This is a genomic window from Roseobacter sinensis (assembly GCF_025755255.1).
Lineage (GTDB): Bacteria > Pseudomonadota > Alphaproteobacteria > Rhodobacterales > Rhodobacteraceae > Roseobacter > Roseobacter sinensis.
In genome coordinates, this window is record NZ_JALIEB010000006.1 from 29,385 (window position 1) to 53,817 (window position 24,433).

At 63.7% G+C, this 24,433-nt stretch carries 21 protein-coding genes and 1 tRNA gene; 12 read left to right on the forward strand and 10 right to left on the reverse strand.

The window, feature by feature from the left end; all coding sequences use genetic code 11:
* Position 1 precedes the first annotated feature (1 nt).
* From MUB52_RS10885 to lptF, 3 genes are read right to left on the reverse strand one after another with little or no spacing between them, the layout of a single operon-like run.
* Positions 2 to 2,119 carry an LPS-assembly protein LptD gene (locus MUB52_RS10885; RefSeq protein WP_263844253.1) on the reverse strand — a complete coding sequence of 706 codons (2,118 nt, stop codon included), beginning with the start codon at positions 2,117 to 2,119 and terminating at the stop codon, positions 2 to 4.
* 5 nt (positions 2,120 to 2,124) lie between these two features.
* Positions 2,125 to 3,222, reverse strand: coding sequence for an LPS export ABC transporter permease LptG (gene lptG / locus MUB52_RS10890; RefSeq protein WP_263844254.1), 1,098 nt, complete (start codon positions 3,220 to 3,222; stop codon positions 2,125 to 2,127).
* Positions 3,219 to 4,355 carry an LPS export ABC transporter permease LptF gene (gene lptF, locus MUB52_RS10895; RefSeq protein ID WP_263844255.1) on the reverse strand — a complete coding sequence of 379 codons (1,137 nt, stop codon included), beginning with the start codon at positions 4,353 to 4,355 and terminating at the stop codon, positions 3,219 to 3,221. Before lptF ends, lptG begins: the two co-directional genes overlap by 4 nt.
* 136 nt (positions 4,356 to 4,491) lie before the next feature.
* Here lptF and MUB52_RS10900 point away from each other — a divergent pair, with 136 nt between their 5' ends.
* Positions 4,492 to 5,964 carry a leucyl aminopeptidase gene (locus MUB52_RS10900; protein WP_263844256.1) on the forward strand — a complete coding sequence of 491 codons (1,473 nt, stop codon included), beginning with the start codon at positions 4,492 to 4,494 and terminating at the stop codon, positions 5,962 to 5,964.
* 4 nt (positions 5,965 to 5,968) lie between these two features.
* Positions 5,969 to 6,442 (forward strand): DNA polymerase III subunit chi, encoded by a 474-nt coding sequence (locus MUB52_RS10905; protein WP_263844257.1) that lies wholly within the window; start codon positions 5,969 to 5,971, stop codon positions 6,440 to 6,442.
* Positions 6,443 to 6,465: 23 nt separating this feature from the next.
* Here the strand turns inward: MUB52_RS10905 and MUB52_RS10910 are convergent, their stop codons facing one another.
* From MUB52_RS10910 to MUB52_RS10920, 3 genes are all read right to left on the reverse strand, one after another.
* Entirely contained in the window at positions 6,466 to 7,047 is a 582-nt protein-coding gene (locus MUB52_RS10910; protein ID WP_263844258.1) for a retropepsin-like aspartic protease family protein, read from the reverse strand.
* Between the two features lie 51 nt (positions 7,048 to 7,098).
* Positions 7,099 to 7,686, reverse strand: coding sequence for a MarC family protein (locus MUB52_RS10915; protein WP_404818219.1), 588 nt, complete (start codon positions 7,684 to 7,686; stop codon positions 7,099 to 7,101).
* 101 nt (positions 7,687 to 7,787) lie between these two features.
* On the reverse strand, positions 7,788 to 9,647 hold the full coding sequence (locus tag MUB52_RS10920; RefSeq protein WP_263844441.1) for an ABC-F family ATP-binding cassette domain-containing protein: 1,860 nt from the start codon (positions 9,645 to 9,647) through the stop codon (positions 7,788 to 7,790).
* Positions 9,648 to 9,768: 121 nt separating this feature from the next.
* On the opposite strand from MUB52_RS10920, the gene ndk reads away from it, so the two are divergent.
* A complete protein-coding gene (gene ndk / locus MUB52_RS10925; protein WP_263844260.1) occupies positions 9,769 to 10,191 on the forward strand; it encodes a nucleoside-diphosphate kinase in 423 nt (140 codons plus the stop codon).
* 55 nt (positions 10,192 to 10,246) lie between these two features.
* Here ndk and MUB52_RS10930 read toward each other — a convergent pair whose 3' ends face one another.
* Complete coding sequence (locus MUB52_RS10930) at positions 10,247 to 10,576, reverse strand: TfoX/Sxy family protein (RefSeq protein ID WP_263844261.1); 330 nt, start codon at positions 10,574 to 10,576, stop codon at positions 10,247 to 10,249.
* 348 nt (positions 10,577 to 10,924) lie between these two features.
* Positions 10,925 to 11,605, reverse strand: a complete 681-nt coding sequence (locus MUB52_RS10935; protein ID WP_263844262.1) for a hypothetical protein — start codon at positions 11,603 to 11,605, stop codon at positions 10,925 to 10,927.
* A gap of 243 nt (positions 11,606 to 11,848) precedes the next feature.
* On the opposite strand from MUB52_RS10935, the gene MUB52_RS10940 reads away from it, so the two are divergent.
* From MUB52_RS10940 to choV, 4 genes are all read left to right on the forward strand, one after another.
* A complete protein-coding gene (locus tag MUB52_RS10940; protein WP_263844263.1) occupies positions 11,849 to 15,088 on the forward strand; it encodes a chemotaxis protein CheB in 3,240 nt (1,079 codons plus the stop codon).
* A 115-nt stretch (positions 15,089 to 15,203) separates the two neighbouring features.
* On the forward strand, positions 15,204 to 16,130 hold the full coding sequence (locus MUB52_RS10945) for a choline ABC transporter substrate-binding protein (RefSeq protein WP_263844264.1): 927 nt from the start codon (positions 15,204 to 15,206) through the stop codon (positions 16,128 to 16,130).
* A gap of 68 nt (positions 16,131 to 16,198) precedes the next feature.
* The gene (gene choW / locus MUB52_RS10950; protein ID WP_263844442.1) at positions 16,199 to 17,032 is read left to right on the forward strand and encodes a choline ABC transporter permease subunit; all 834 of its coding nucleotides are present in this window, start codon (positions 16,199 to 16,201) and stop codon (positions 17,030 to 17,032) included.
* Positions 17,029 to 18,066 carry a choline ABC transporter ATP-binding protein gene (gene choV / locus MUB52_RS10955; RefSeq protein WP_263844265.1) on the forward strand — a complete coding sequence of 346 codons (1,038 nt, stop codon included), beginning with the start codon at positions 17,029 to 17,031 and terminating at the stop codon, positions 18,064 to 18,066. Before choW ends, choV begins: the two co-directional genes overlap by 4 nt.
* Here the strand turns inward: choV and MUB52_RS10960 are convergent.
* Both MUB52_RS10960 and MUB52_RS10965 read right to left on the reverse strand, forming a co-directional pair.
* The gene (locus MUB52_RS10960; protein WP_263844266.1) at positions 18,063 to 18,452 is read right to left on the reverse strand and encodes a cytochrome c; all 390 of its coding nucleotides are present in this window, start codon (positions 18,450 to 18,452) and stop codon (positions 18,063 to 18,065) included. The two genes, choV and MUB52_RS10960, sit on opposite strands and share 4 nt — an antisense overlap.
* Positions 18,453 to 18,578: 126 nt before the next feature.
* A tRNA-Ser gene (locus MUB52_RS10965) sits at positions 18,579 to 18,668 on the reverse strand.
* 482 nt (positions 18,669 to 19,150) lie between these two features.
* Between MUB52_RS10965 and MUB52_RS10970 the strand changes: the two genes are divergently transcribed.
* From MUB52_RS10970 to MUB52_RS10990, 5 genes are all read left to right on the forward strand, one after another.
* Positions 19,151 to 20,275, forward strand: coding sequence for an integrase family protein (locus MUB52_RS10970; protein WP_263844267.1), 1,125 nt, complete (start codon positions 19,151 to 19,153; stop codon positions 20,273 to 20,275).
* Between the two features lie 205 nt (positions 20,276 to 20,480).
* On the forward strand, positions 20,481 to 20,681 hold the full coding sequence (locus MUB52_RS10975; RefSeq protein ID WP_263844268.1) for a helix-turn-helix domain-containing protein: 201 nt from the start codon (positions 20,481 to 20,483) through the stop codon (positions 20,679 to 20,681).
* Positions 20,678 to 21,136 carry a hypothetical protein gene (locus tag MUB52_RS10980; protein WP_263844269.1) on the forward strand — a complete coding sequence of 153 codons (459 nt, stop codon included), beginning with the start codon at positions 20,678 to 20,680 and terminating at the stop codon, positions 21,134 to 21,136. Before MUB52_RS10975 ends, MUB52_RS10980 begins: the two co-directional genes overlap by 4 nt.
* Before the next feature lie 239 nt (positions 21,137 to 21,375).
* Positions 21,376 to 21,531, forward strand: coding sequence for a hypothetical protein (locus MUB52_RS10985; RefSeq protein WP_263844270.1), 156 nt, complete (start codon positions 21,376 to 21,378; stop codon positions 21,529 to 21,531).
* 3 nt (positions 21,532 to 21,534) lie between these two features.
* Positions 21,535 to 23,943: a bifunctional DNA primase/polymerase gene (locus MUB52_RS10990; RefSeq protein WP_263844271.1), complete on the forward strand. Its 2,409-nt coding sequence runs from the start codon at positions 21,535 to 21,537 to the stop codon at positions 23,941 to 23,943.
* The last annotated feature ends 490 nt before the right edge of the window (positions 23,944 to 24,433 follow it).

Below are 24,433 nucleotides of genomic sequence, written 5' to 3' on the forward strand. Positions count from 1 at the left end.
TCTACCCGCATGTTCTTGTGTAGGTCTCGGTGCCTTTTCGTGCAGAAAAGCCCCGCAGACCGATGGTTAAGCCCAAAGTGGTCGAGGGTTCAAGGCTTGAGGAGGTCGAATAGCGCCGGTCGACCGAGAAGCCCACTGTGACGCATTCGTTTTCATAGGTGACCCCGATGCCCGCGGTGGAGGCGCGGCTGATCGAGATGTCGTATCGCCAGTCGGCGCTGGCGGTCCAATGCTTGTCAACGCGGTAGGCGCCGTCGAGGGCGATCTCGGCGATGCTCTCGAACCGGTCCTCGCCGGGGTCGCGGGTCAGCCAAAGGTAGCTGCCGCCAAGCCTCGTGCGCTGGCCGGAATAGTCCCCCCGGATCTCGGCCTTGGTAAAGTCGAAGTCCGCATCGAACAGGCTCCGGGCGGTCAAGGTCAGGCCGGACAGTGACTTGATCTGCCCCGCAACGAGATAGTCCGATGAGGTGCCGGTGAGCCCGGATGTCTCCGTGAAAGCCGGATCCGAATCTTGCCGCAGGATCTGCCCCAGGGTCAGTGAGGTGTCGAGCCCGTCAGGGTCGAACCGGGACCAATTCATGCCCAGGGCGATGGTCCGCCCGCGTTCGCGGCGGTCGGACTCGGGGAAGCGCGAGAGCGAGGTCAGGTTGCCGCCGTCGAACTCTACCCGCGTGCTTTCCTCATTAGGCACGTCGATCTGGTCACCGCCCACCCAGCCGACCTGCAGGATCGGTTCGAGAAACTGGGTCACGCCGCCCTCGCCACCGCGCACCATCGGATAGCGCAGCGCAACGGCGCCGCGCGGGCTGATCTGCGCCTGGGTCTGCGGAACGGAGCTGTCCTGGGTGACGTTGAAGAGGTCCGTGGTTAGCCCAAGCGTGACATCGGCACGCAACCCCGCGGCCAGGGTCCAGCTGCGCAGCCAGTCCGCTTCGACGCTGCCGCGGGAGACATCGCGTCCGACGATATCGTCGTCCGAGTAGCGGTAGTGGCTGTGAGCGTTGACGCCCAGGCGCAACTCGCCGCCGATCCGGTCGGGGAAGTAGCGCGCCTCGTAAATCCCGTCGGCCACCAGCGTGGGCAGCTCTGCGTTGACGTCCGCCTCGCGCAGCGATTTGAAGGCGATGAGCCCTCCGGAGATGTATTCGTCGCGCCGGGCGCGGCTGATGGTGATCGCGCTGTCGAGCCGGTCTTTGCCGGAAAAACCGTACTGCTTTAGGTAGGAATCGTCGGTCGTGACCTCAATGTCGAATGTCAGGTTGAAATCGTCAGGCAGATTGAAGCGGCCGTTGCCAAAAACGTAACCGCGGGTTTCCGAGGGGCGTTCATCGTCGCGCGATAGGGCGCCGTTGAACTCGATCCGCCCCTGGCGAAAAGCCTGCCGGTAGCGCAGTTCAAGCGTGCGCGTGCCGGGCGCGATGTAGGGCGTGACGGTAAGGTCACGGTCCGGTGCGATGTTGATAAAATACGGGACTTTGATGCCGAGGCCGAACTCGGTCGTCTGCTCGAACTCGGGGATCAGGAAGCCCGTGGCACGGCTGAGCGTGGGGTCAGGCAGCCGCAGCCGGGGCAGATAAAAGACCGGGATATTGCGGATCAGAAACTGCGCGCCGTCGAAGTAGAGCTGCCGCTCTTCCTTGTCGTGGATCACCCGCTTGGCCCGGATCTGCCAGAGCGGCGGCTCGCCGGTCTCGCAGATTTGACAGGAGGTGGCAGCTGTCTTGTAGAGTTGGCTGTAGCGTCCGTTGACCCGCTGGATCTGCACCGCTGCAAGTTGAAGCTGCTGGTTCAGCACCATACGCGCGCCCCGCAGAAGGCCGGTGCGCAGCGTCGCGTCGAGTTCGGCCCCGGAGGCGAGCACCGTGATCTCCGTGCCATCGTCCATTCGGATGGGGCCGAGGATCGTCAGCGCACCTGTCCCGCGGTCATAGCGGATTTCGGACGCGGTGATCCGTGTAGGCCCCTGGAAGGCTTCGACATTGCCGCGGGCCACGAGTTCGCGGTCGTTCACGATGAAGAGCTCATCCGCGATCAGCACCGCGGGCTCTGGCGCATCCTGCTGTGCCGCCAGCAGCGTCGGGCAGGACAGCAGAAGCAAGGTAAGCAGGAGGCGGATCATGCGCGTCACCCGTCCTCCGCGTGCAGGAGTAGACCGAGGGCCAGCATGACGGAGGCTACGGGTGGCGCCCAGGCTGCGAGTGCGATGGGGATCTGGCCGTTCTCTCCGAGGATCTGCGCAAAGCTGCGAATGAAATACAAGCCGAACCCCAGAAGCACCGCCGCCAGCACCGCAATCCCGGTGCCCCCGAACCGGGTATGCCGCATGGTAAAGGCGCTCGCAACCAGAACCATGGACATCAGGAACAGCGGGCGCGCGAGCTCGGACTGGAACCACACGCGGTGTTGGCGCGAGGAAAACCCGGCCTGGTCGAGCTGCGTGATGAATTCGGGAAGTGCCCAGATCGAAATCGCGCTGGGGCGACCGAGGCTGTCCCGGATGCGGTCCAGCGTCAGGGTGGTCGAGATGACGTACTCGTCGTGCAGCTCGGAGTTGGCTTCCGCGTTGGCGCTGGGGTCAAGCGGCCAAAGCTTGACGCCTCTCAGCGACCACCCGCCATTTTCCAGGGCGGCGCTATCGGCAGCGATGCGGCGGACCGGCCCGCCGTCGGGCGCGTAGGACAGAAAGGTCACATCGTAAAGCACCGAGGCATCAGCGTTCGATTGCCAGGCGCGAATGACCGTCTGCCCCTCCGGTCCGCCCTGCCGCAGCCAGAGACCTTCGCCCGAGATCGATAGGCTTGAGGCGCCGCCAGTCCAGTAGCTCTCGGCGAGTTCACTATGGTACCTCGAAGTTCCGGCGACGATCGGGTTGAGCGTGGTGACAGCCAGCACGCCGATTGCCAGCGCGACCGCGACCGGCGCCAGCAGCGCGCGCAGCCCCGAACGCCCGGCGGCGCGGGTCGCCACGAGCTCGGACGAGCGCGCTAGCCCCACGAAGAGCACGATGGTCGCAAGCATCATGATCAACGGCAGGATCTCGTTCACCGTCTCGGGCGCTTTCAGCAGGGTCAGACCGACAATGCGCCCGAAACTCACGCCGAGATCACCGAAATCCCGCGCCTGATCGACGAGATCGACAAGTGCGACCAGCGAGAAGAGCACAATCGTCAGGATCAGGAAGCTGATCGCGAAGCGCCGCGCGAAGTAGAAATGCAGGGTCATGACGCCGGTTCTCCGCCGGCCAAGGGTTTTCGTCGCAGCCAGCGTGGCCCTGCCAGATACGCGATCATGCCAAGAGCCAGAAGCGCGCCGGTGACCGCCGGCAGATAGAGCAAGGGCCAGAGCCGCGCGGTCTCGCGCACCGGGTTCTCCAGGGTCGAGCCGATGCCATCAAGCAGCAAGAGCAATCCGAAGGCCACCACGACCTCACGCCAGACCCCGAAACGCGAATAGCCACCGACCAGTAGTGTCGTGAAGCCGATCATCGCGGCCACGATACAGAACAGCGGCTCGGCGAAGCGGGCGTGGAACTCTTGGGCGATCACGCCGACGCGCTGGCCCGTCTCTTGCCCGAGCGCCTCCCAGGAGGTCATCAGCATTGGCGTGGTCATATTGCGGACGCGCAGCGCCTGCGCGATGTCGTTTTGTACCAGCGCACTGATATCGAACGAGAAGTCACGGAACTTCGCCGTCGACAGACGGTTGGTCTCGGTGCTGAGGCGCTGCGCCATCCCGTCGAGCATGATCAGCGTGGTGACGCTCTGGTTGCGCAGCAGGTACGCCTCCGCTGCGGTATAGATCACCCCTTCTTCGGGCTTGCGCCGGTCTGAGAGGAAGACATCGCGAAGCACCCCGTCCTCGGTGATCTCGCGCGCGTAGAAAGTCACCGCTTTCGAGGGGTGCAGGAAGGTGCCCTCGGTCAGCAGCCGCGAGGTCGCGTTCTGCGAGATCTCCGTCTCGCGCTCGCTGAGCTGCTGCAGCGCCATCGGCAACAGGATGTGATGCAGGGCCGAGGCCATCAGGAACACGATCATGCCGAAGGCCAAGACCGGACGCGCCAGCCGGTAGGGGCCCGAGCCCGTGGCCTGCATGACCGTGAGCTCGCTTTCGTTGTTCATGCGGTTGGTGACGTAGACGGCGGCGGCAAAAGCAGCGATCGGCAGGATCGTGGTCACAAGCTTCGGCAGGCCCAGGGCGGTGAATTCCAGAAACACCAGGGCGGATTGCCCATCGCCGATCAGCCGGTCGAAAAGCACCACGGCCTGGTTGATCCAGAAGACCGCAACTAGAACCAGGGCAAAGAACCCGAAGAGGATCAGCAATTGCGACAGCATGTATCTGTCGATTCTGCTCACCTCTGCTCACCTCGTTCTCGCTCTGCCCGGTTTTGAGCGACGATAGACCAAAGCGCGCGGCTGGAAAACTGCTATCTGGTCTTTGGCGGGTGGGCGCGCTAGGTCGTGGGGGCACCCCAATCAGAAAGGCCGTCTCATGACCACGCTCACTGCCGTCAGCTTCCGCGAAACCGATATCGAGCTTCTGTCCGACCATGCCGGGCGGATCGGTCTGATCGTCGATCCCAGCGGGCGGCTGGATGTGGCGGGCCGCCGCGTGAACCGGCTGAGCAAGGGTGCTCTGAAGCGCGCGCTCGATGCGCGGGTCGACAAGGGGTTCAAGGAGGGTGAAAGCCTGACGCTGGCCTATCCCGCCGGCATGGCCGCCGAGGCGGTGGATGTGATCTGCCTCACCCGCGGCGCAACCGAGATCGTGGCACGGCATGCGGGCGCGCTGCTGGGACAGAAGCGTGGCAAGGCCGATCTTCTGCTCGCTCTCGGCTCAACGCGGCGTGCGGCCTGCGTGATCCAGGGTGCAGTCCTGCGCGACTACCAGTTCCGGGATCACAAGACCTCGGGCGAGGGTCCGGAGGGCGCGATCACCGTCATGGCCAATGACCCCGCAGCGGTCGAGGCTGCCGTGCAGCCGCTGCTGGCCGTGGCCGAAGGCACCTTCCTGACCCGCGATCTGGTCAATGAACCGGCGAACGTGCTGACCACAACCGAATTTGCGGACCGGCTGACCGAAATGGAGGCATTGGGGCTGAAGGTCGAGGTGCTGGAAGAAGACAAGCTGGAAGAGCTGGGCCTGCGGACGCTGCTGGCGGTGGGCCAGGGCTCGGCCAGCCCCTCGAAGGTTGTGGTGATGCAGTGGAACGGCGGCGCAGAGGGCGCAGCGCCGCTCGCTCTGATCGGCAAGGGCGTTGTCTTCGACACCGGCGGGATCAGCCTGAAACCGGCCGCCGGCATGGAAGACATGACCATGGACATGGGCGGGGCCGGCACGGTCGCGGGCGTGATGCGCAGCCTTGCGCTGCGCAAGGCCAAGGCGAATGTGGTGGGGCTTGTCGGCCTTGTGGAGAACATGCCCTCGGGCACTGCGATCCGGCCCGGCGATGTTGTGAAATCCATGAAGGGCGACACCGTCGAGATCCTCAATACCGATGCGGAGGGGCGTTTGGTGCTCTGCGACGTGATGTGGTACGCGCAGGAGCGCTTCGAGCCTGCGGGCATGATCGACCTCGCCACGCTGACAGGGGCGATCATCATCGGGCTGGGGCATCAGAATGCCGGCGTCTTCTCGAACGATGACACGCTCTGCAAGGCTTTCCTGAAAGCGGCGGAGGCCGAAGGTGAGGGCGCCTGGCGGATGCCGCTGGGGCAGGCCTATGACGACATGCTGAAATCGCCCATCGCGGATATGAAGAACATCGGCGGCCGGCCCGCAGGGTCGATCACCGCGGCCCAGTTCCTGCAGCGCTTCGTGAAGGAGGGGGTGCCGTGGATCCACCTCGACATCGCAGGCGTGGCCTCGCTGAAGTCCGAGAGCAAGCTCGCGCCGAAGGGGGCGACGGGCTGGGGCGTGCGGGCGCTCGACCGGCTGGTATCGGATATGTTCGAGAAGGGCTGACGGCTTGGGCAGCGCGCTCTTCTACCATCTGACGCGGCGCCCGCTTGAGCAGACGCTGGCGATGCTGCTGAGCAAGGCGCAGGGGGCGGGGATGCGCGTGGTGGTGCGCGGCACCGATCTGGCGCGGATGGGCTGGCTCGACGAAAAGCTGTGGCTCGGTGCGGAAGAGGGGTTCCTGCCGCACGGGCTCGCGGGTGGTGCGCATGATGCGATGCAGCCCATCCTGCTGACGACCGGGCTGGACGCTCCGAACGAGGCGGCATGCCTCATGGTGGTCGACGGGGCGCCGGTTGCCGCGGATGAGGTGGCGCAGATGCAGCGGACCTGCGTGCTCTTTGACGGCAATGATCCGCAGGCCGTGCAGCAGGCGCGCGATCAGTGGACCGCGCTGACCGAGGCGGGGGCAGCCGCGCAATACTGGTCGGAAGAGAGTGGCCGCTGGGAGATGAAAGCGGAGAGCGCCGGGGCGGTGGCCTGAAAGCCCACCGCACCTGCCGGTCATCACCGGGTGAGCGTCAACTCTCCGCCGGCGATCTCGATCCGGCCCCAGCGCTGCAGGTAGGTCATGCCCATCAGGCTCTGCGCCATCTCTCCGCTGTTCACGACGGCGGGGATATCCGTGTCGGTCGCGGGGCCGAGGGTCAGCGTGTCGAGGCGCACCGGGGCCGTGCGGACCTCGCCGTTGGCGGTCATTGCGCGGCCGGTGTAGGTGAGCGTGTCCGGATCCAGACCGGCCGCCAGCGCATCGGCACGGGTCAGCACAAGCATCGTCGCCCCGGTGTCGAGTACGAATTGCACCGGCGTTCCGTTCACCTCGGCCGAGATATAGTAGTGCCCGTCGGGGCTGCGCGGCACGACGACCTGGCCCTGCTCGGAGAACACGGCCTGCTGCGGGCGCACCGTCTGGCTGATGTCATCCCAGAGCCCATAGGCGGCGATCACACCCAGAAAGATCAGGCCCCAGATCGCGCCCTGCTGCAACAGCTTGTTGGTGGACAGGCGGTTCTGGGCAAAGAACCAGGTGCAGACCATCAGCCCCAGAACAATGAGATAGATCAGCCTGCCTGTGTCGTAGCCGTCCATGAGATGCTCCTGCCGTTTCGCTCCGTCAATATAAGCCCGCGCGTGCGGAAATCACCCCGCGCCCGGGCCGAAGCCGAAAGCGCTGAGCCCGTCGAGGACGAATTGCACAGAGAGCGCGGCCAGCAGCATGCCAAGCAGGCGCGTCACCACCGTGACGCCGGTCTTGCCGAGGGCGCGTTCGATGAGTCCGCTGGCCAGGAAGAAGGCCATCACGATCAGCATGACAATCCCGGTGGCACCCAGCACATGCAGCGCGCCGTCGATCCCCGGGCGCTGGCCCATGAGCAGGATCACCGAGGCGATGGCCCCGGGGCCGGCGATCAGCGGGATCGCGAGCGGGAAGACCGACGGGTCCTCGCGCTCCTCCTCGCGCTTGTCGTCCCGGCGCTTGGTGCGGCGTTCGAAGAGCATGTCGAGGGCTGTCAGAAACAGCAGGATGCCGCCCGCGACGCGGAAGGCGGGCATGGAAATCCCGATGAAGGCGAGAAGCGCCTCGCCAAAGGCGGCAAAGGCCAGCAGGATCAGGATGCCGATGAGTGTGGCCCGCAGGGCGATGCGCCGCCGCGCGCCCTCGGTCATGCCCTGCGTCAGCGCCACGAAGAGCGGGGCGAGGCCGATCGGGTCGATCACCACGAACATGGTCACGAAAGCGGTGATGAAGAAGGCGGTGTCCACGGCTCAGCGACCGATTGGGGCTTTGCCCCAAACCCCAGGATATTTCAGGCCAGAAGAAGCGCCGATCACGCAGCTTCGGCCTTCTCGAGTTTTTCGAGCGCGGTCATCCACAGGGCTTCGGCCCGTTCCAGCGCCTCCATGACTTCGGCGTATTTGCGGTTCCAGACTTCCAGCTCGCCGGATTTGGCGTCTTCGTAGAGCGCGGGGTCGGCGAGTTTCTTGGCCAGCTTCTCGCGCATCTCGTTGAGCTTTTCGACGCGGGCTTCGGATTTGCGGGTCTCCGACTTCAGGGCGAGCAACGCGTCGCGGCTGGGGCGTTTCGGCTTGGGCTCGGCGGTTTTCTTGGACTGCTTGCTGCCGGGTTTCTCAACGGTGAGAAGCATCTTGCGATAGGCTTCGAGATCGTCGTCGTAGGGCGTCACGGTGCCGTTTGACACAAGCCAGAGCCGGTCGGCCACCATGGACAAGAGGTGCATGTCGTGGCTGACGAGGATCACCGCGCCGGAATAGGCGGTCAACGCCTCGACCAGGGCCTCGCGACTTTCGATGTCGAGGTGGTTGGTGGGCTCATCCAGGATCAGCAGATGCGGCGCGTCGAGGGTTGCCAGCAGCAGCGACAGCCGCGCTTTCTGACCGCCCGAAAGGCGCCCGACCTCGGTTTCGGCCTGATCGGGGCCGAGACCGAAGCCCGCGAGCTGCGCGCGCAGTTTTGACGGCATCACGCCAGGGCGGGCGGAGATCATGTGCTGCAGCGGCGTGTCATCAACGTTGAGCTCTTCGACCTGATGCTGGGCGAAAAACCCGATGCGCAGCTTGTTCGACTGCACGGATTTGCCGCCCATGAGGTTGAGACGCCCCGAGAGCAGCTTGGACAGCGTGGACTTGCCTTGACCGTTCTTGCCCAACAGAGCGATGCGGTCGTCCTGGTCGATGCGCAGGTTGAGCCGGCTGAGCACGGGGGTGTCGGTGTAGCCCACCGCCCCGCCTTCGATGGAAATGATGGGGGGCGAGAGCTCTTCGGGCTCGGGGAAGGTGAAGACACGCTTGGCCGCCTGTTCGGGGCTGGCGATCATGTCCATCTTTTCGATCATTTTCAAACGCGATTGGGCTTGTTTGGCCTTCGACGCCTTGGCCTTGAAGCGGTCAACGAAGGCCTGCATGTGATCGCGCCGGGCCTGCTGCTTCTTGGCCATCGCGGCCTGCACCGCGCGTTGTTCGGCGCGTTGGCGGGCGAATTGATCGTAGGGACCTTGATAGAGCGTGAGCTTGCGGTCTTCCAGATGCAGGATCGCGCCGACGGCCCGGTTCAGAAGCCCGCGGTCGTGGCTGATGATGATCACCGTGTGCGGGTATTTCCCCAGATAGGCCTCAAGCCAGAGCGCGCCTTCCAGATCGAGGTAGTTCGTGGGCTCATCCAGCAGCAGCAGATCCGGCTGCGCAAACAGCACCGCGGCGAGGGCAACGCGCATGCGCCAGCCGCCCGAGAAGTCCGAGCAGGGCATCTGTTGTTCCGCATCGTCGAAGCCCAGACCCTTGAGAATGCTGGCCGCGCGCCCTTCGGCGGACCAGGCGTCGATATCCGCAAGCCGGGTCTGCACGTCGGCGATGCGGGTGGGATCGGTCGCCGTTTCGGCCTCGGCCAGCAGCGATGCGCGTTCGGTGTCGGCGGCGAGCACCGTGTCCAGCAATGACGTCGACGACGACGGCACCTCCTGCGCCACACCGCCGATCTTGGCGCGGCTCGGCAGCGAGAAATCGCCGCCGTCCAGCGCCAGCTCGCCCCGGATGATCTTGAAGAGCGTCGTCTTGCCGGCGCCATTGCGGCCCACGAGGCCGACCTTGTGACCATCGGGAATGACGGCGCTCGCCTCCTCAAACAGAGGCCGCCCTTCGACGGAATAGCTGATGTTGGAAATCCGCAACATGGAGGCGGTGTGCCGCATCCCACCGCTTGCGTCAATCGCCGCTTTTCATGCCCGATTGCCCATGATAGGTGGGCCGCGAAATTCACGGCGCACCGGCGCATCACGACAAGCGGAGACACCCATGGCCCTCGAGCGGACATTCTCGATCATCAAACCCGACGCCACACGGCGCAACCTGACCGGCAAGATCAACGCCAAGTTCGAAGAGGCGGGCCTGCGCATCATCGCGCAAAAGCGCATTCACATGACCAAAGCGCAAGCGGGCGTGTTCTACGCGGTGCATGCAGAGCGGCCCTTCTATGACGAGCTCTGCGAGTTCATGGCCTCGGCTCCCGTGGTTGTGCAGGTGCTGGAAGGCGAAGGTGCGATCGCCAAGAACCGCGAAGTGATGGGGGCTACCAACCCTGCGGATGCGGCACCGGGTACCATTCGCGCCGAGTTTGCGGAAAGCGTGGGCGAGAACTCCGTGCACGGCTCGGACGCACCGGAAACCGCGGCGGTGGAGATCGCGTACTTCTTTTCCGGCATGGAATTGGTTGGCTGAGCCAACCGAAAGCGAGTGTTGCGGAGGGCCTTCCTGCGGGGAGGCCCTTCTTCGTTCAGGGGGCCGGGCGCACGCCGATCTGATCCATCATCTGCTCGAAGGCGTCCCGGTCGGCATCGAAGGAGCTGGCCTTGATCGCATCGAACCGCTTGCGCAGGGCCTTCTTTTCCGCGCCTTTGCAATCGTTCCACGGGCGGTTCTGCAAGGCCATGACGAGCACGTAGTAGCCGATGAAATGCGGTTTCATGCCGGATTGCAGAAGCTTTGCATAGGCGGCGTCCGCACCGAGCTGTCGCAGCGCTTCGGCTGATGGAATGCCCGCCCGTGTACAAGCGGTCTCATAGGCCGGGCCGAGGTTGCGAATGGATGATACAGCGGCGGACATAGCGCGGATACTACATGGGCACGCCGTACCCTGTCACCTCTCAAATCGCCTCAGATGCTGGCGTAATCCGTGATGGGCGGGGGTGGAGGCGTTGCCTCTTTGTTCCCTTGCACCGGTGGCTTCGGGTTTGGTTTGGGCGGCTCTTTACTCATCACATTTCCCTCGTTAAGCGACACATCTCCTTACGTGTCAGTGGTCAGCCTCCGCGGCGTTCCTGCCGATGACAGGGCCACGACGTGACGACTTTAGGGCGTTTCGGTTGAAACTTCGTGAAACGGCCGCGCACAGAGACGTGCGGCGCCCGGGAGGATCACCGCGCTGGCAGCAGAGTGCTCGGATCGGATGAGATCAGGCGTCAGGCAGGCCGAGCGGTTTGGGAGCCGTGTCGGCGCTCAGATGCATTTGCGTTGGCTGCGCGTGGCCGATACCGGCATTGAAGATGAAGCGCTTGAGCAGCTCGGTCTGGAATTCGAACTCGCGTGCGCGTTCGGCAAACCCACGCGGCAGGCGCTCCTTCGCATCAACCCGCGCATATTCGAGGTCGTGACACATGTTCAGCAATGGCAGGCAGATGTCGGCCAGCACGTTGGTCGCCAGGCGTTCGGCGTGGTTGGCATAAGGTTCCTGCAGGCCGATGTTCTGGGTGAACGCGTTGTTCAACGCACCCATGAACTCCTTGAACCGGAAGATTGCATTGCGCACGCCGTCCTTGACATCCATCACCAGAATATGGGCACCGGACAGCACCAATCCCGGCAATTCCACCAGAAAATCCGGGAGCGACAGCACTTGCGAGCCTTCGGGAATGGAGGCCATGGACCTGTGCAACGCATGGGCGAGCCGCGGCACCAGAACATCGTCGATGCTGTCCAGGGTCTGGAACGAAACGCGGTTTCGAAACCCGCGCCCGAGCACTTCCGAGGACCGGATCAGGATGGTCTGGTCGTCTTTCACCACCAGGTTGAACGTCAAGACCCGGTCGGACAAATCCGACGGTAAAGGTGCAACGGCTGTCGATGGATCATTCATGTTATCTATCCAGAAAGCGCAATCAATATCGATAGACTGGCGCAAAACCCGTAGCCAAGTGTAAACGCACCGTACGGTGCCTGTTGCGCATCACGTCGAGAATATTTAGGCCCGGACCAATCTTTCGGTTGAATCTATCGCATCAGACCCAATAGATTGCAACTAAGGGTTGCTAGAGGTCACTGTCGGCCGACCGGGCGTACTGCCGCGGTAGGCCGGCACTGCGTGGTGGGGAGTGCAGATTTGGACGGCGCGGATACGGAAGAGTTAACCATCATCGGAATCGGGTCTTCGGCGGGAGGGCTCGAAGCCATCCGGGAGCTCGTTGCCACGCTGCCCACCGATTTGCAGGTGGCTTATGTGGTTGTCCAGCACATGTCACCTCACCACAAGAGCCTCATGACCGAGCTCGTGGCCCGGCAGACCAGCCTCGTCGTGCGCGATGTGGTCAACGGGACCGTGCCGGAGCCGAACGTCGTCTACGTCACGCCTCCGAAGACCGATGTGGTTTATGAGGAGGGCAAGCTCAATCTTGTGGATCCCAGCCACGAGGTCGCCTCCCCCAAGCCCTCGGTTGACCGCTTCCTGCTCAGCCTCGCGGACGGGCATGGCGAAAAGTCGATGGCGATCATCCTCTCCGGCACCGGAACCGATGGCGCCTATGGCGTGCAGGCGATCCGCGAGGCCGGCGGCATCACCATCGCGCAGGACACCGAGAGTGCAAAATACGACGGGATGCCGATGGCGGCGATGCAGACAGGCTGCGTCGATCTGGTGCTACGTCCCTTCGAAATCGGGACCCATCTGCAAAAGATCCTGACCAGCCCCCGCGACTTCGATGCCTTCCGGCAGGAGGCCTCCGAAAAGAGCCCGGCATCCGATCTGCTGCAGATCCTCCTCGCACGCACCCGCGTGGATTTCCGCGAGTACAAGCAGACCACGATCAACCGGCGGATCGAACGGCGCATGATCGCGCTGGGGATCGAAAGCCACGAGGAATACACCCAGTTCTGTCGCGTCAACCCCAACGCGGTCGACGCGCTCTTCAAGGATCTGCTGATCTCGGTCACGCGCTTCTTCCGCGACAAAAGCGAGTTCGAAGCGCTCAGGGAGCTGCTGCCAGGCGTCTTGAAGAAGACCAACGCGCCTTTCCGGGTCTGGATTGCAGGCTGTGCGACGGGCGAGGAAGCCTATTCCATCGCCATCCTGCTCGCCGAGGCCCTGGGAGGGGCCAAGGTCCAGCTCAAGGATCACGTGCAGATTTTCGCCACGGACATCGACAAGGAGGCGCTGGAAGTGGCGCGCAAGGGCATCTACGGGATGGCCGCGCTGAACGATATCCCCAAGGATCTCGCCGATCAGTACTTCATTCAGCAGAACGACGGCATTCGGGTGATCGACTCTCTGCGCTCCGCGATCCTGTTCTCGGATCACAACGTCTGTCAGGACCCGCCGTTTCAGAAGGTCGATCTGCTGTGCTGCCGGAACCTGCTGATCTATTTCGGCAATACGCTACAGCACAAGGTGATGTCGCGATTCCACTACGCGCTCACCGAAAGTTCGTTGATGTTCCTCGGCACTGCGGAAACCGTCGCGGGATCGGACGAGCTCTTCATACAGGACAGCCAATCGGCACATATCTATCGGCGCCGCTCCATCCGCCGCTCTGAACACACAGCGTTTTCGAACTCCCGCGCGCTGCCGACCTCTCGCAACACGATGCCGGCGGCCACGAAAACACCCGCCCCAGGCTATTCCACCGACCGTCAGATGTTCGAGGCATTGGCACTCGCGCTGGGGCGGAACTCGATACTGGTGACCGAAGAATACTCGATCGTCCGCATCTATGGAAACGTCAGCGCGTTCATCGAGATGAACGAGTCGAGCAATCTGAAGATGCACATCGACCTTCTGCGGCGGCCATTCCGTGAAGAGGCCCGCAGCCTGGTCACGCTCGCGCTCAAGAACGGCGAGCACCGCTCTGGCGTGCGCCACTTGCTGGCCGAGGACGACGATGCCGAGATCCGGCTCGACGTCTACCCGATCATCGCGCGCGATATCAACGAACGCGCGGCGCTTGTGGTCTTCAGCGAGGTGCAGGTCGACCGGTCGAGGGGCAGGGAGATGGGCCCCAAGCCTGAGGGAGAAGCCTTTGAGACCGATCGCATCCGGCTGCTGGAGGACGAGGTCGCGACAACCCGGGAAGCCTTGCAGCAAACCATCGAAGAATTGGAGACCTCGAATGAGGAACTGCAATCGCTGAATGAGGAGCTGCAGTCGACCAACGAAGAGCTGCAGGCCACCAACGAAGAACTCGAGACCTCGAACGAAGAGTTGCAGTCGACCAACGAAGAGCTGATCACGGTCAACGAAGAGTTGCAGGTGACTGCGGCCGAGCTGAGCGGGCGCACCGGCGAGCTGATGTCGGTTCTGGAAACGGCGCCGCTTGCGATCATGGTGCTTGATACCGCTTTGCAGATTTCGCAGGCGACGAATGCCGCGGCCGAGATGTTCGGGCTGTCACGCCCGGTCTCGAACCCGCACATCAGCCAATGCGTGGTGCCCGAAAACTGCCCCTCGCTGGCCCCGATCTGCAACGAAACGCTCAAGCTGGGCGAGCCGATTTCCCGCGAGTTCACCTCGAAAGGCGCCCGCTACAAGCTCACCTGCTCGCCGTTCTTCGACATGCGGGGCCAGATGAAGGGCTCTACCATGGTGGTCTCGGAGTTCCCGGGCCTTGCCCAGGAGCTCGACCTGATACTCGACAGCTCGGACATTTTCATGCTGAACCGGACCATCGACGGCACGATTATCCGGATCAGCGAAAAATCGGCCAACAGCCTTGGCACCACGCGGGAAGAGGCCGAGGGGCGAGATCTTGGCAAACTGGTCAGCAAAAAGACGGCCGATGCACTGAAGGAGCACGACGAGGAGCTGATGGCCAGCAAATCCGGCCGCATCAGCGACGTGCGCGCGATGATTTCGAAGGAGGACGGCGAGCGCTATTGGACAAGCACGGAGAAGTTCATTTTCGACGATCCGGCCGTCGGCGTACCGTCGATCTACTCGGTCGGAACGGACATCACCGAGGTGGTCGAGGCGCGCGATGCAGCAGAAGATGCTCTTGCCCAACTGGAGTTGCTGCAAAACCTCGCCAAAATTGGCTACTGGTCACTCGAGCTCGAAACCGGCAAGGTCTACTGGTCTTCCGAGGTCTACCGCATTCACGGCGAAGATCCGTCGAGCAACCCGCCCGATCTGGACGGTGGCCTCGCCTACTATCATGAGGATGACCGCGAGACCGTCATGAAGCATGTCGATCGGGTGTCGAAACGGGGTGGCGAATTCCACTTCAAGCACCGGCTGGTCAACCGCAAGGGCGATGTGGTCTGGGTGGAATCCTTCGGCCTTGCGCGCAAGGATCGGGACGGCAAGATCGCCAAGATCGTCGGTGTGATGCGCGACTTGCCCGAAGAGGCCTAGCGCCCCTCTTTCGCTGTTCCGGCACCGTCTCCGCATCGGGCGGGGGCGGCGTTTCGTCTTGACCCTCTGATCCAACCTGCGCATGTATAAGCAAAAATCAGATGGGAGATGCGACATGAAACTCAGAACAACTGCGAGCGCGCTGGCGTTCGTCTCGATGGCCGGGGTTGCCGCGGCGGATTGCTCGCAGGTGACGTTCTCCGACGTGGGCTGGACGGATATCACCGCAACCACGGCAGCGACCACTGTCATTCTCGATGCGCTCGGCTATGAGACGGACATAAAGGTGCTCTCCGTTCCGGTGACCTATACCTCCATGGCGCAGGGCGATGTGGACGTGTTTCTGGGCAACTGGATGCCGACCATGGAAGGCGACATCGCACCCTATCGCGAGGCCGGCACGGTCGATACGGTGCGCGAGAATCTCGAAGGCGCGAAGTACACGCTTGCTGTGAACAAAGCCGCGCTAGACCTTGGAATAAAAGACTTTTCCGATATTGCGCAACATGCTGACGCGCTCGACGGCCAGATCTACGGGATCGAGCCCGGGAATGACGGCAACCGCCTGATTCAGTCGATGATCGACGCGGATGCCTTCGGGCTGGGCGGCTTCGAGGTGAAGGAAAGCTCGGAGCAGGGCATGCTGGCACAGGTCGAGCGGCTCTCGAAGAAGGATGAGCCTATCGTCTTTCTCGGCTGGGAACCGCATCCGATGAACGCCAACTTCGACATGGGCTACCTGACCGGTGGCGACGACTTCTTCGGCCCCGATCTGGGCGGTGCGACGGTCTATACCAACACCCGCGCGGGCTACGTGGAGGACTGCCCGAACGTGGGCAAGCTGTTGACCAACCTCAAGTTCACGTTGGCCATGGAAAACGAGATCATGGGCGCGATCCTGAACGATGGCACCGAGCCCTCCGAGGCCGCAACTGACTGGCTGAAGGCGAACCCGGACGCGTTCGTCGCCTGGCTGGACGGCGTGACGACGCTGGATGGTGGCGACAGCGTTGCGGCAGTGAGCGCGGCCCTCGGCCTCTGACCACCTGAGCCCCCGCGCCACACCCGGCGCGGGGATTCTTCTTTCTGCAGCGGAGGGCGGGCGTCTTGTTGGACTGGCTGACTGAAACCAAGATACCTGTTGGCCAAAGTGCAGCGGCGTTCTTTGACTGGCTCCAGACCAATGGCGCCTGGTTCTTCGACGGGCTGGCGGTGGTCATGGAGTGGATGATCGACGCGATCCTCTGGGTGCTGCAAACCCCACACCCCTTCGTGATCATCGCGGCCTTCGTCGCGCTCACATGGGTGTTGCAGCGCAGCTGGAAGGTCTGCCTTTTCGTGGCGCTGGGGTTCCTCTTCATACTAAACCAGGACTACTGGGAAGAGATGACCGAGAGCATCACGCTGGTACTTTCAGCCTGTGTGGTCTGCATGGCGATCGGTGTGCCCATCGGGATCGCTGCGGCCCATCGCCCGCGGCTCTATCAGGCGATGCGGCCCGTGCTCGATCTGATGCAGACGCTACCGACCTTCGTCTATCTCATTCCGGCGATTGTGTTTTTCGGGATTGGCATGGTGCCGGGGCTGATCGCAACCGTGATCTTCGTGGTGCCCGCACCCATCCGCCTCACGCATCTCGGTATCAGCACCACGCCAAAGCCGCTGCTGGAAGCGGCCGACGCCTTCGGGGCCACGCCGATGCAGAAGCTCTGGAAGGTCGAGTTGCCCTTTGCGTTGCCGCAGATCATGGCCGGGCTGAACCAGACCATCATGCTGTCGCTGTCGATGGTGGTGATCGCAGCGCTTGTGGGTGCCGACGGCCTCGGCGTGCCGGTTGTGCGCGCGCTGAACCAGGTGAACACGGCCCTCGGGTTTGAAAGTGGCTTCATCATCGTGGTCGTGGCGATCATGCTCGACCGGATGCTGCGGGTGGATCGCAAATGAGAAATGCCGTCGAATTCGACAATGTCTCCATCGTCTTCGGCCAGTCGCCCGAGAAGGCGCTGCCCGAAATGGATGCGGGCAAGTCCCGGGCCGAAGTGCAAAAGGCGACCGAGCAGGTCCTTGGTGTACACAATTGCTCGCTGGATGTGGCTGCGGGTGAGATCCTTGTGCTGATGGGGCTGTCGGGCTCGGGCAAGTCGACCCTGCTGCGTGCCGTGAACGGGCTCAACCCCGTGGTCCGCGGCGCGGTGCGGGTCTATGATGGCGACTGGTCCTGCGATGTGACCCACAGCGCCCCAACGGACCTGCGCCGCGTGCGACGCGAGTGCGTCTCCATGGTGTTCCAACAGTTCGGTCTGCTGCCGTGGCGGACCGTGCGCGAAAACGTGGCGCTGGGGCTGGAACTGGCGGATGTCTCCAAGAAAGATCGCCTGGCCCGGGCCGACCGACAGCTCGAGCTTGTCGGCCTGAGCGATTGGGCCGACCGGAAGATGGGCGAGCTTTCAGGCGGCATGCAGCAGCGCGTGGGCCTGGCCCGTGCCTTTGTCACGGAAGCGCCGATCCTGCTGATGGACGAGCCCTTCTCCGCGCTCGACCCGCTGATCCGCAACAGGCTTCAGGACGAGCTCATCGAGCTGCAGCGAGATCTCAAGCGCACCATCATCTTTGTCAGCCACGATCTCGACGAGGCCTTCAAGATCGGGGATCGGATCGCCATCATGGAAGGCGGGCGCATCGTGCAATGCGGCACCCCGCAGGAGATTTTTTCCAACCCCGTTAATGACTACGTGGCGGATTTCGTGGCGCATATGAACCCGCTTGGCGTTCTGTCGGCGGGCGATGTGATGGAGCCTGCCGATGCCGCGCCCGCAGATCGCGTGCCGCTGGAGACGGATGTCGAGACCGTGATGCGCAAGCTGCTGACATCCGAAGGCCCGCTCGGTGTCGAGGATCAAGGGGCGCTGGTGGGCCAAGTGACCAAGAGCGGTGTGATCGCGCGACTCCTCGACCCGCGTGATACCGATCAGGGCTAGTCCTGCACCGTCTTCAGCCAGGTCACGAGGTCTGCAACCGGTTGGCTTGTCATGATGGGTTGGCCACTTTGGCTCGCAATCGCAACCCCCGTGCCTTCGAAGAACCAGCCGTAGACCGGCATGTCGCTGCCGTGGCTGACAAGCGGGTCACGCCCGTCGATCCGCTTGACCACGCGGAAGACGGGAAATGTGCCGTCGTTCCGCTCTGAAAGTGTGGTCAGATCAGCCGGTTGGATCAGAAGCACCGGCGCCATCGGTCCGCCCCCGTCCGCCTCGGCCCCGTGACAGGCGGCGCAATGCAGGCGATAAAGCCGTTCGCCTTCAGCGACATCCTGAGCGGCAAGCGGTTGGGCGAAACAGAGCGCAGCGACGACTAGGAAGCGCATGGTCCTCTCCTATATCTTGTTTCGCTCAGCTTAGGTTGTGGAAAGGACGTGCACGTTGACCTGCGTCAAATCGATCTTCGCGCCGCCTGATGACGCGCGGAAGGGCAATCCGCGAAGAGCAGAAGGTGGCGGAGACGAAGGGATTCGAACCCTCGAGACGGTTTCCCGCCTACTCCCTTAGCAGGGGAGCGCCTTCGACCACTCGGCCACGTCTCCGCCGACGGGTATAGCCGTGCAGTCGTCAGAGTTACAAGACGAAACTCGCCAGAACCAGAATTCTGCCGAAGTATGGTTCTCCGAGCGATCGGGGCAACTGAGCGATCATCGGGCGGGCCTTGCGAACGCCCTTTCTTCGCCCATTGCGTGATCCAATGACCAGACCGGTCGAAGGTCCGCAAAGCAACAAGAGCCGTTCTTTGATGGCCGGGAATTGCTCGAAGTCCAGACAGGGTCAATCGGAGCACTGGACACAAAAAAGCCCAGCACCGAAGTGCGAGGCTCTGGAATTCTATGGCTCCGGCGGTAGGGATCGAACCTACGACCAATTGATTAACAGTCTGGCGAAGCGAGTAAATCATGGTCCATTCTCGCCAATTCGGGGCGTACGGTCCCTTGAAATCATGACAACTTTGTCCGGGTAGCACCATCCAGCTTCATCTGGATCAACCACAAATACTGTACTCGGGACTGTACTTTCCATGGCCATCTTCAAATTCACCGAGGCCCACATCAGGGACCTCCCGCTCGGCTCGGGCATCCACCGCGACACCGAGGTCAAGGGCCTCATGTGCATCGCTCACAAGACAACCAAGAGCTTCGCCGTGCAGGGCGACGTGCGCCGCGAAAAGCGCCTCGTCCGGTCGGTGCGGGTGAAGATCGGCCGCGTCGACCACGTGCGCCTGGCCGAGGCCAGGAACGAGGCGAGGAGGCTCATGGCGACGATCCAGTCGGGCATCGATCCGACGGCGGGACCGGAGTCCACCGGCATCACGCTAGAGCAGGCCCTGAAGGAGCACCTGCGCGAACGGGACCTCTCCGACGCCACGGTCAGGAACTACCGATACCACATGGACAACTACCTCGGTCGGCTTCGGCGGCGGGCGGTGGCTGACATCACGCGCCAGGACTGCCGAGAGCTCATGGAACAGCTCAAAAGGCGCCACGGCAAGACAACAGGCGCGTCGGTGATGCGCACCGTCCGAGCGCTCGTGAACACGGCCCGGAGGCACGACGAGACGATAGGGGCCAACCCGGTGGACGCCATCCGCGTGCCCGCCACGCCAAAGCGAGAGGTCGGGGAACTGGACGTGGCCGGCTTCTGGGCCACGACGGAGGCCATGTCGCCGCTAATGCGGGATCTCCAGCGCGCGTTCCTGCTGACCGGGGCGAGGCGGACGTCGCTGCTGGGCGTGAGGCGCGCGGACTTCGACGCCGGGCGGGGCGTTCTGACCTTCACCCACATGAAGACTGGCGGGTCGTGGTCGTTCCCGACCGGGCGCTGGCTCACCGCGACGCTGGCCGCAAGGATGGAGGAGGATAGGCCACTGAACTCGCCTTGGCTGTGGCCGTCGCCGGGCGCGGCCTCCGGTCACGTCGCCGAGCCGAAGCGGGGCGGCGTCCCGTCTCCCCACGCCCTCCGCCACCACTGTCGCACGATGATGATCGCGGCGGGCGTCCCGTATGCCGAGGGTGCGCTCCTGCTCGGCCAGCGACTCCCCGGCGCCAGTGGCGGCTACGTCCACCAGACGCACCTCGTCGAGGCTCTGCGCCCGCACGCCCAGGCCCTTGAGGACCTGGTCCTGGAGAGGGCGGGTGTTGTGTGAACGACGGTGCGTAGGGGTAAGACGCTGGTAACTATTCCGGTCCACACTCGATAATCTGAGATCATAAAAGCGTCCGGGCACATCCCGGGCCGTAGGGTTCTGTCGGTTCAAACGATGCCGCCGGCTGAGGGCACCCCAGAGAGATAGATAGCTAAACGGCACACACTTTCGACGGACGCACGGCGTCCGATTGAGGAGATGTGCCATGGAAGCTCAATCAGAGCCTCAGATATTCACCAGCCCGTGGCTGACGACCGAGCAGACCGCAGCCTACCTCAGTGTGTCCGCTGGGACCCTCGCTAACTGGCGCACTAAGGGCACTGGTCCGCGCTACCGTGCGGTCGGACGGATGGTACGATACCACCGCGACGACCTCGATGCCTTCATGATGGAGGGCGCAGCATGAGCAGGACGTACACGTACTACCAGCACCGCGACGACGACCCGGACTACTCGAACGAAGAGGAGCGGGCAGAGCTCGCCGCGCGGCTCCTCGACACGGTGCCGGAGCTGATCACAATGGACCCGACCGACGGAGTCATCGAGGCGTGCAGCCGTGTCGGCTTCAACGGCTTCGACTGCGAAACTCTGCGCCTCCTCGCACGGAGGACCGGAGAATTCCCCGTATCTTTCCAGCTCCCGAAGAGGGCGACTTCGAACCACTCTCATTACACGATCCGACTGGGTTGGGCTTCGCAGGCCCTACGGTCGTCGCGAACGAAGAACCCTGATTTCTGGGAGGACGAAGCGCTAGTGCAGGAGGCGGCCCGACAGGCCCCGGAGGTATGGGATCAAGTCAAGGCCGAGCTGGACCGTGAGGCCCGCCGCATCGAGTTCGTCCTCTCCCGCGGGGGCCACTGAGCCGCCGTCAGCTTCGCCAGTGTTGAAGCGCGCCTGCGCCCACGTTGGCTTACGGCGCCCGACCGTCACGACAGTGTTCATAGAGAGCAAGCCGGCCGCGAGGACCGCCTCCTGCGGCCGGCTACCTGATCCACCACCTTGGAAAGGAAGATCACATGACTGATCCCGAGTATGCCGTGCCGACGGCCCCCTCCATACCCTCGTTTGCCGATCTCCTTACGCCGAGGCAGGCAAGCGAGATGACGGGCCACCCGGAGACTGTGCTCGCCGTCTACCGCTCCCGCCGCAACACCGGTCGTTCGCCCCACGCGGGGCCAGAGTTCGTCAAGGTCGGCCGCGAGGTTTTCTACACCCGCGAGGCCGTACGGGCGTATCTCGCTGGCAAGCGGGGCTGAACCATGACCGGACAGTCGAAGACCCAACCGGCGGAGCTGGCACCATTGATCGAGGCGGGCTACCAACTCATCCCGCTGCACAACCACGCGTACGAAGACGAGCACAAGGGCAAGAGGCGCAAGCGCGGCAAGAGCCCGATCCATGGCAACTGGACGAAACGACCGTACAGGTCCGCTGACCAGGTGGACCACATGGAGACCGGCGACAACGTCGGCGTCAGGCTGACAGCGGCCGACCTGATCCTGGACGTGGACCCGAGGAACTTCCCTGAGGGCGAAACCCTGGACACGTCGCTCAACCCGTTCGTCGACCTCGTGCTCTGGACCGGCATGGACCCTGACCAGTTCCCGACCGTGGTCACCGGCGGCGGTGGCCTGCACGTCTACATGACCAAGCCGGAAGGCGTCTCGACCAGGGACAGCCTGGGCGAGGACTTCCCCGGCGTCGAGTTCAAGAGCCTGGGCCGTCAGGTCGTCGCGCCCGGCTCGATCCATCCCGACACGCTGAGGCCCTACACTTGGGACCGTGACCGACCCGAGCTAGACGCGTTCGGTGCCGATCCCGCGCCAGACGGTCTGCTCGACCTGGTCCGAAGACCAGACGGCGCGGCTCCGACCGGCGGCGGCGAGCACGACCAAGAGGAGCTGGCCGTTATGCTGGAAGCCCTGGACCCAGAGGACTTCCAGGACCACGCCGATTGGCTCCAGCTCATGCAGGCCAGCCACCATGCCACCGCAGGCGACGGCCGGGACGAGTTCATCGAGTGGTGCACCCGCGACCCTGAGTACGCCGACCACGGGACGATCATCGGTCTCCGGTGGGACAGCCTGCACGCCGACAACAAGGGTGCCCGCGTCACGTACAAGACGCTGCACAAGCTGCTACGCGACGCCGGGGCCGAGGACGCAATCCCGCAGACGCCAGCCGCTGACGACTTCGACGATCTGGACGAGGAGACCCTGTCAGCGCTCGCCGAGAGGGAGCGCAAGGAGGACCGCAAGATCGGTGAGACCAGTGTTCGGGAGCGGCTGAGCGTGCGCCGCATCGACCTGAAGGGAGCGAAGCGCGACCTGGTTTACGTCAGCCTCGCAGGGGGCGTCGTGGACCTGAGGAGCGGCCGGGCATGGCGCACGGTCGAGCTCGCCGCCACACACTTCGCAGGCAGCCGCATGACCGTGGAGCCCGAGAAGCCCAAGGACGGCGGAGACGGGCCTAAGCGCGGTCGCCCGCCTCAGCCGAAGGAGATACGGGTTGTCAACGTCTGGGTCGGTGACCGAAACGGTGACCGCAAGACCGTGGACGTGATGACCTGGGCGCCGGGTCGGCGGGCTATCTGCGCGCCGCCTGAAGGTCGTGGCGAGGCTGTTAACGTGTGGAGCAAGCTCACCTTCAAGGAGGCACCCAAGGACTGGACCGAACGGGCGGCGAAGTTCGTGAACCACGTACGCTGGCTTCTCCCCGACGGTGACGACGCGGACGACTTCCTCGACTGGATCGCCCACATCGTCCAGCATCCGGGCGTCCTGCCGCACACAGCCTGGCTGATGATAACGTCGAAGCGCGGCGTCGGGCGCAACTGGGTGGCCTCGGTCCTCGCGCGCGTCCTCGCAGGCCACGCGGCGCTCGGCGTCGACCTCGGCGACGTCCTGGGTGGCAGCTTCAACGAGCGGCTCTCCGAGAAGCTTCTGCTCGTCGTCGACGAGACCAGGGAGGGCTCGGGTGCCGACCGGCACCGCAAGGCGAACAAGCTGCAGAAGGTCATCACCGAGGAGCACCGTGAGATCAACCCGAAGTTCGGCCTGAAGTCGGTGCAGTACAACTGCTGCCGGTTCCTGATGTTCTCCAACTTCATGGACGCCCTGCCTATCGACGACAGGGATCGGCGCATCCGCGTGGCCTACAACCCCGAGAGCGTGCGGGCGCCCTCCTACTACCGGGACCTCTACGAGACGCGCCGGGACCCTCAGTTCGTGGCGTCGGTCGCGAGGTTCCTGCGGGAGCGCGACCTGTCCTCCTTCAACCCGGGCCTCCCGGCCCCGATGACAGACGCCAAGAGGTCGGTGGTCGAGTTCCTCGAGACCGAGGAGCACCGCGAGCTCAAGGCGCTGTTCGCCGAATGGCCGGCCGACCTGATCGGCATGTCGGACGTGATGGACCACCTTGAGGCCACCTGCGACGGCTTCCCCTCCAACCTCAAGTTCATCGTGGACGAGGCCGGCGGTTCGGTCACACAACGGCGCTTCAACAAGAGGGGTTCGGGTGGCGCCAAGAAGGACCGGGTCGTAATAGCCCGGCGGGGAGAATGGGACGCTCTGCGGGTCAAGCGCGAGAGACCGGCGGTCATGGCGAAGATCATCGACGCAGCGAGGGCGAAATGGCGTGCCAGGGAGAAGGCTACGGAGGACGATTGAGCCTGTTCGATCTGATCGAACACCCCGCTCGAGACGACCTCACGGACAAGCGGACAAGGGCGGACAGCCTGCCGAAATCATAGGGTATGATAAATAGACATACTGACGAAAGGATACTGAATTAAGTTTCGCGTATGATGCCAGAAACGCGTCCGCCCTTGTCCGTCTGTCCGTGGGGAGGCGCTTTCAGGCTTGAAGGCAGCACGGTTCCCGCCTTGGAAGACGGGGAAAGCCGAGGCCGTCACCGAAATCGGCGGAGGGTACGCCTCACGCCAGTGAGAGGTTGGCTCACGCCCACGTGAGTTCGCTGGCATACGCCGCCAACCGGACGCGGCATCCTTACCTCGAAACAGTGAGGATCGAGCCGCCCGGAAAACCTCGACGCCTGCCCGCCACCATTCCGAAGGGCGCCCCTCTGATACTGGATCAGGGGGCCTCGCGACGGGAAGGGCAACCGCGTCAGGGGCTTGTCCGGTCGCCACCCCTCCAA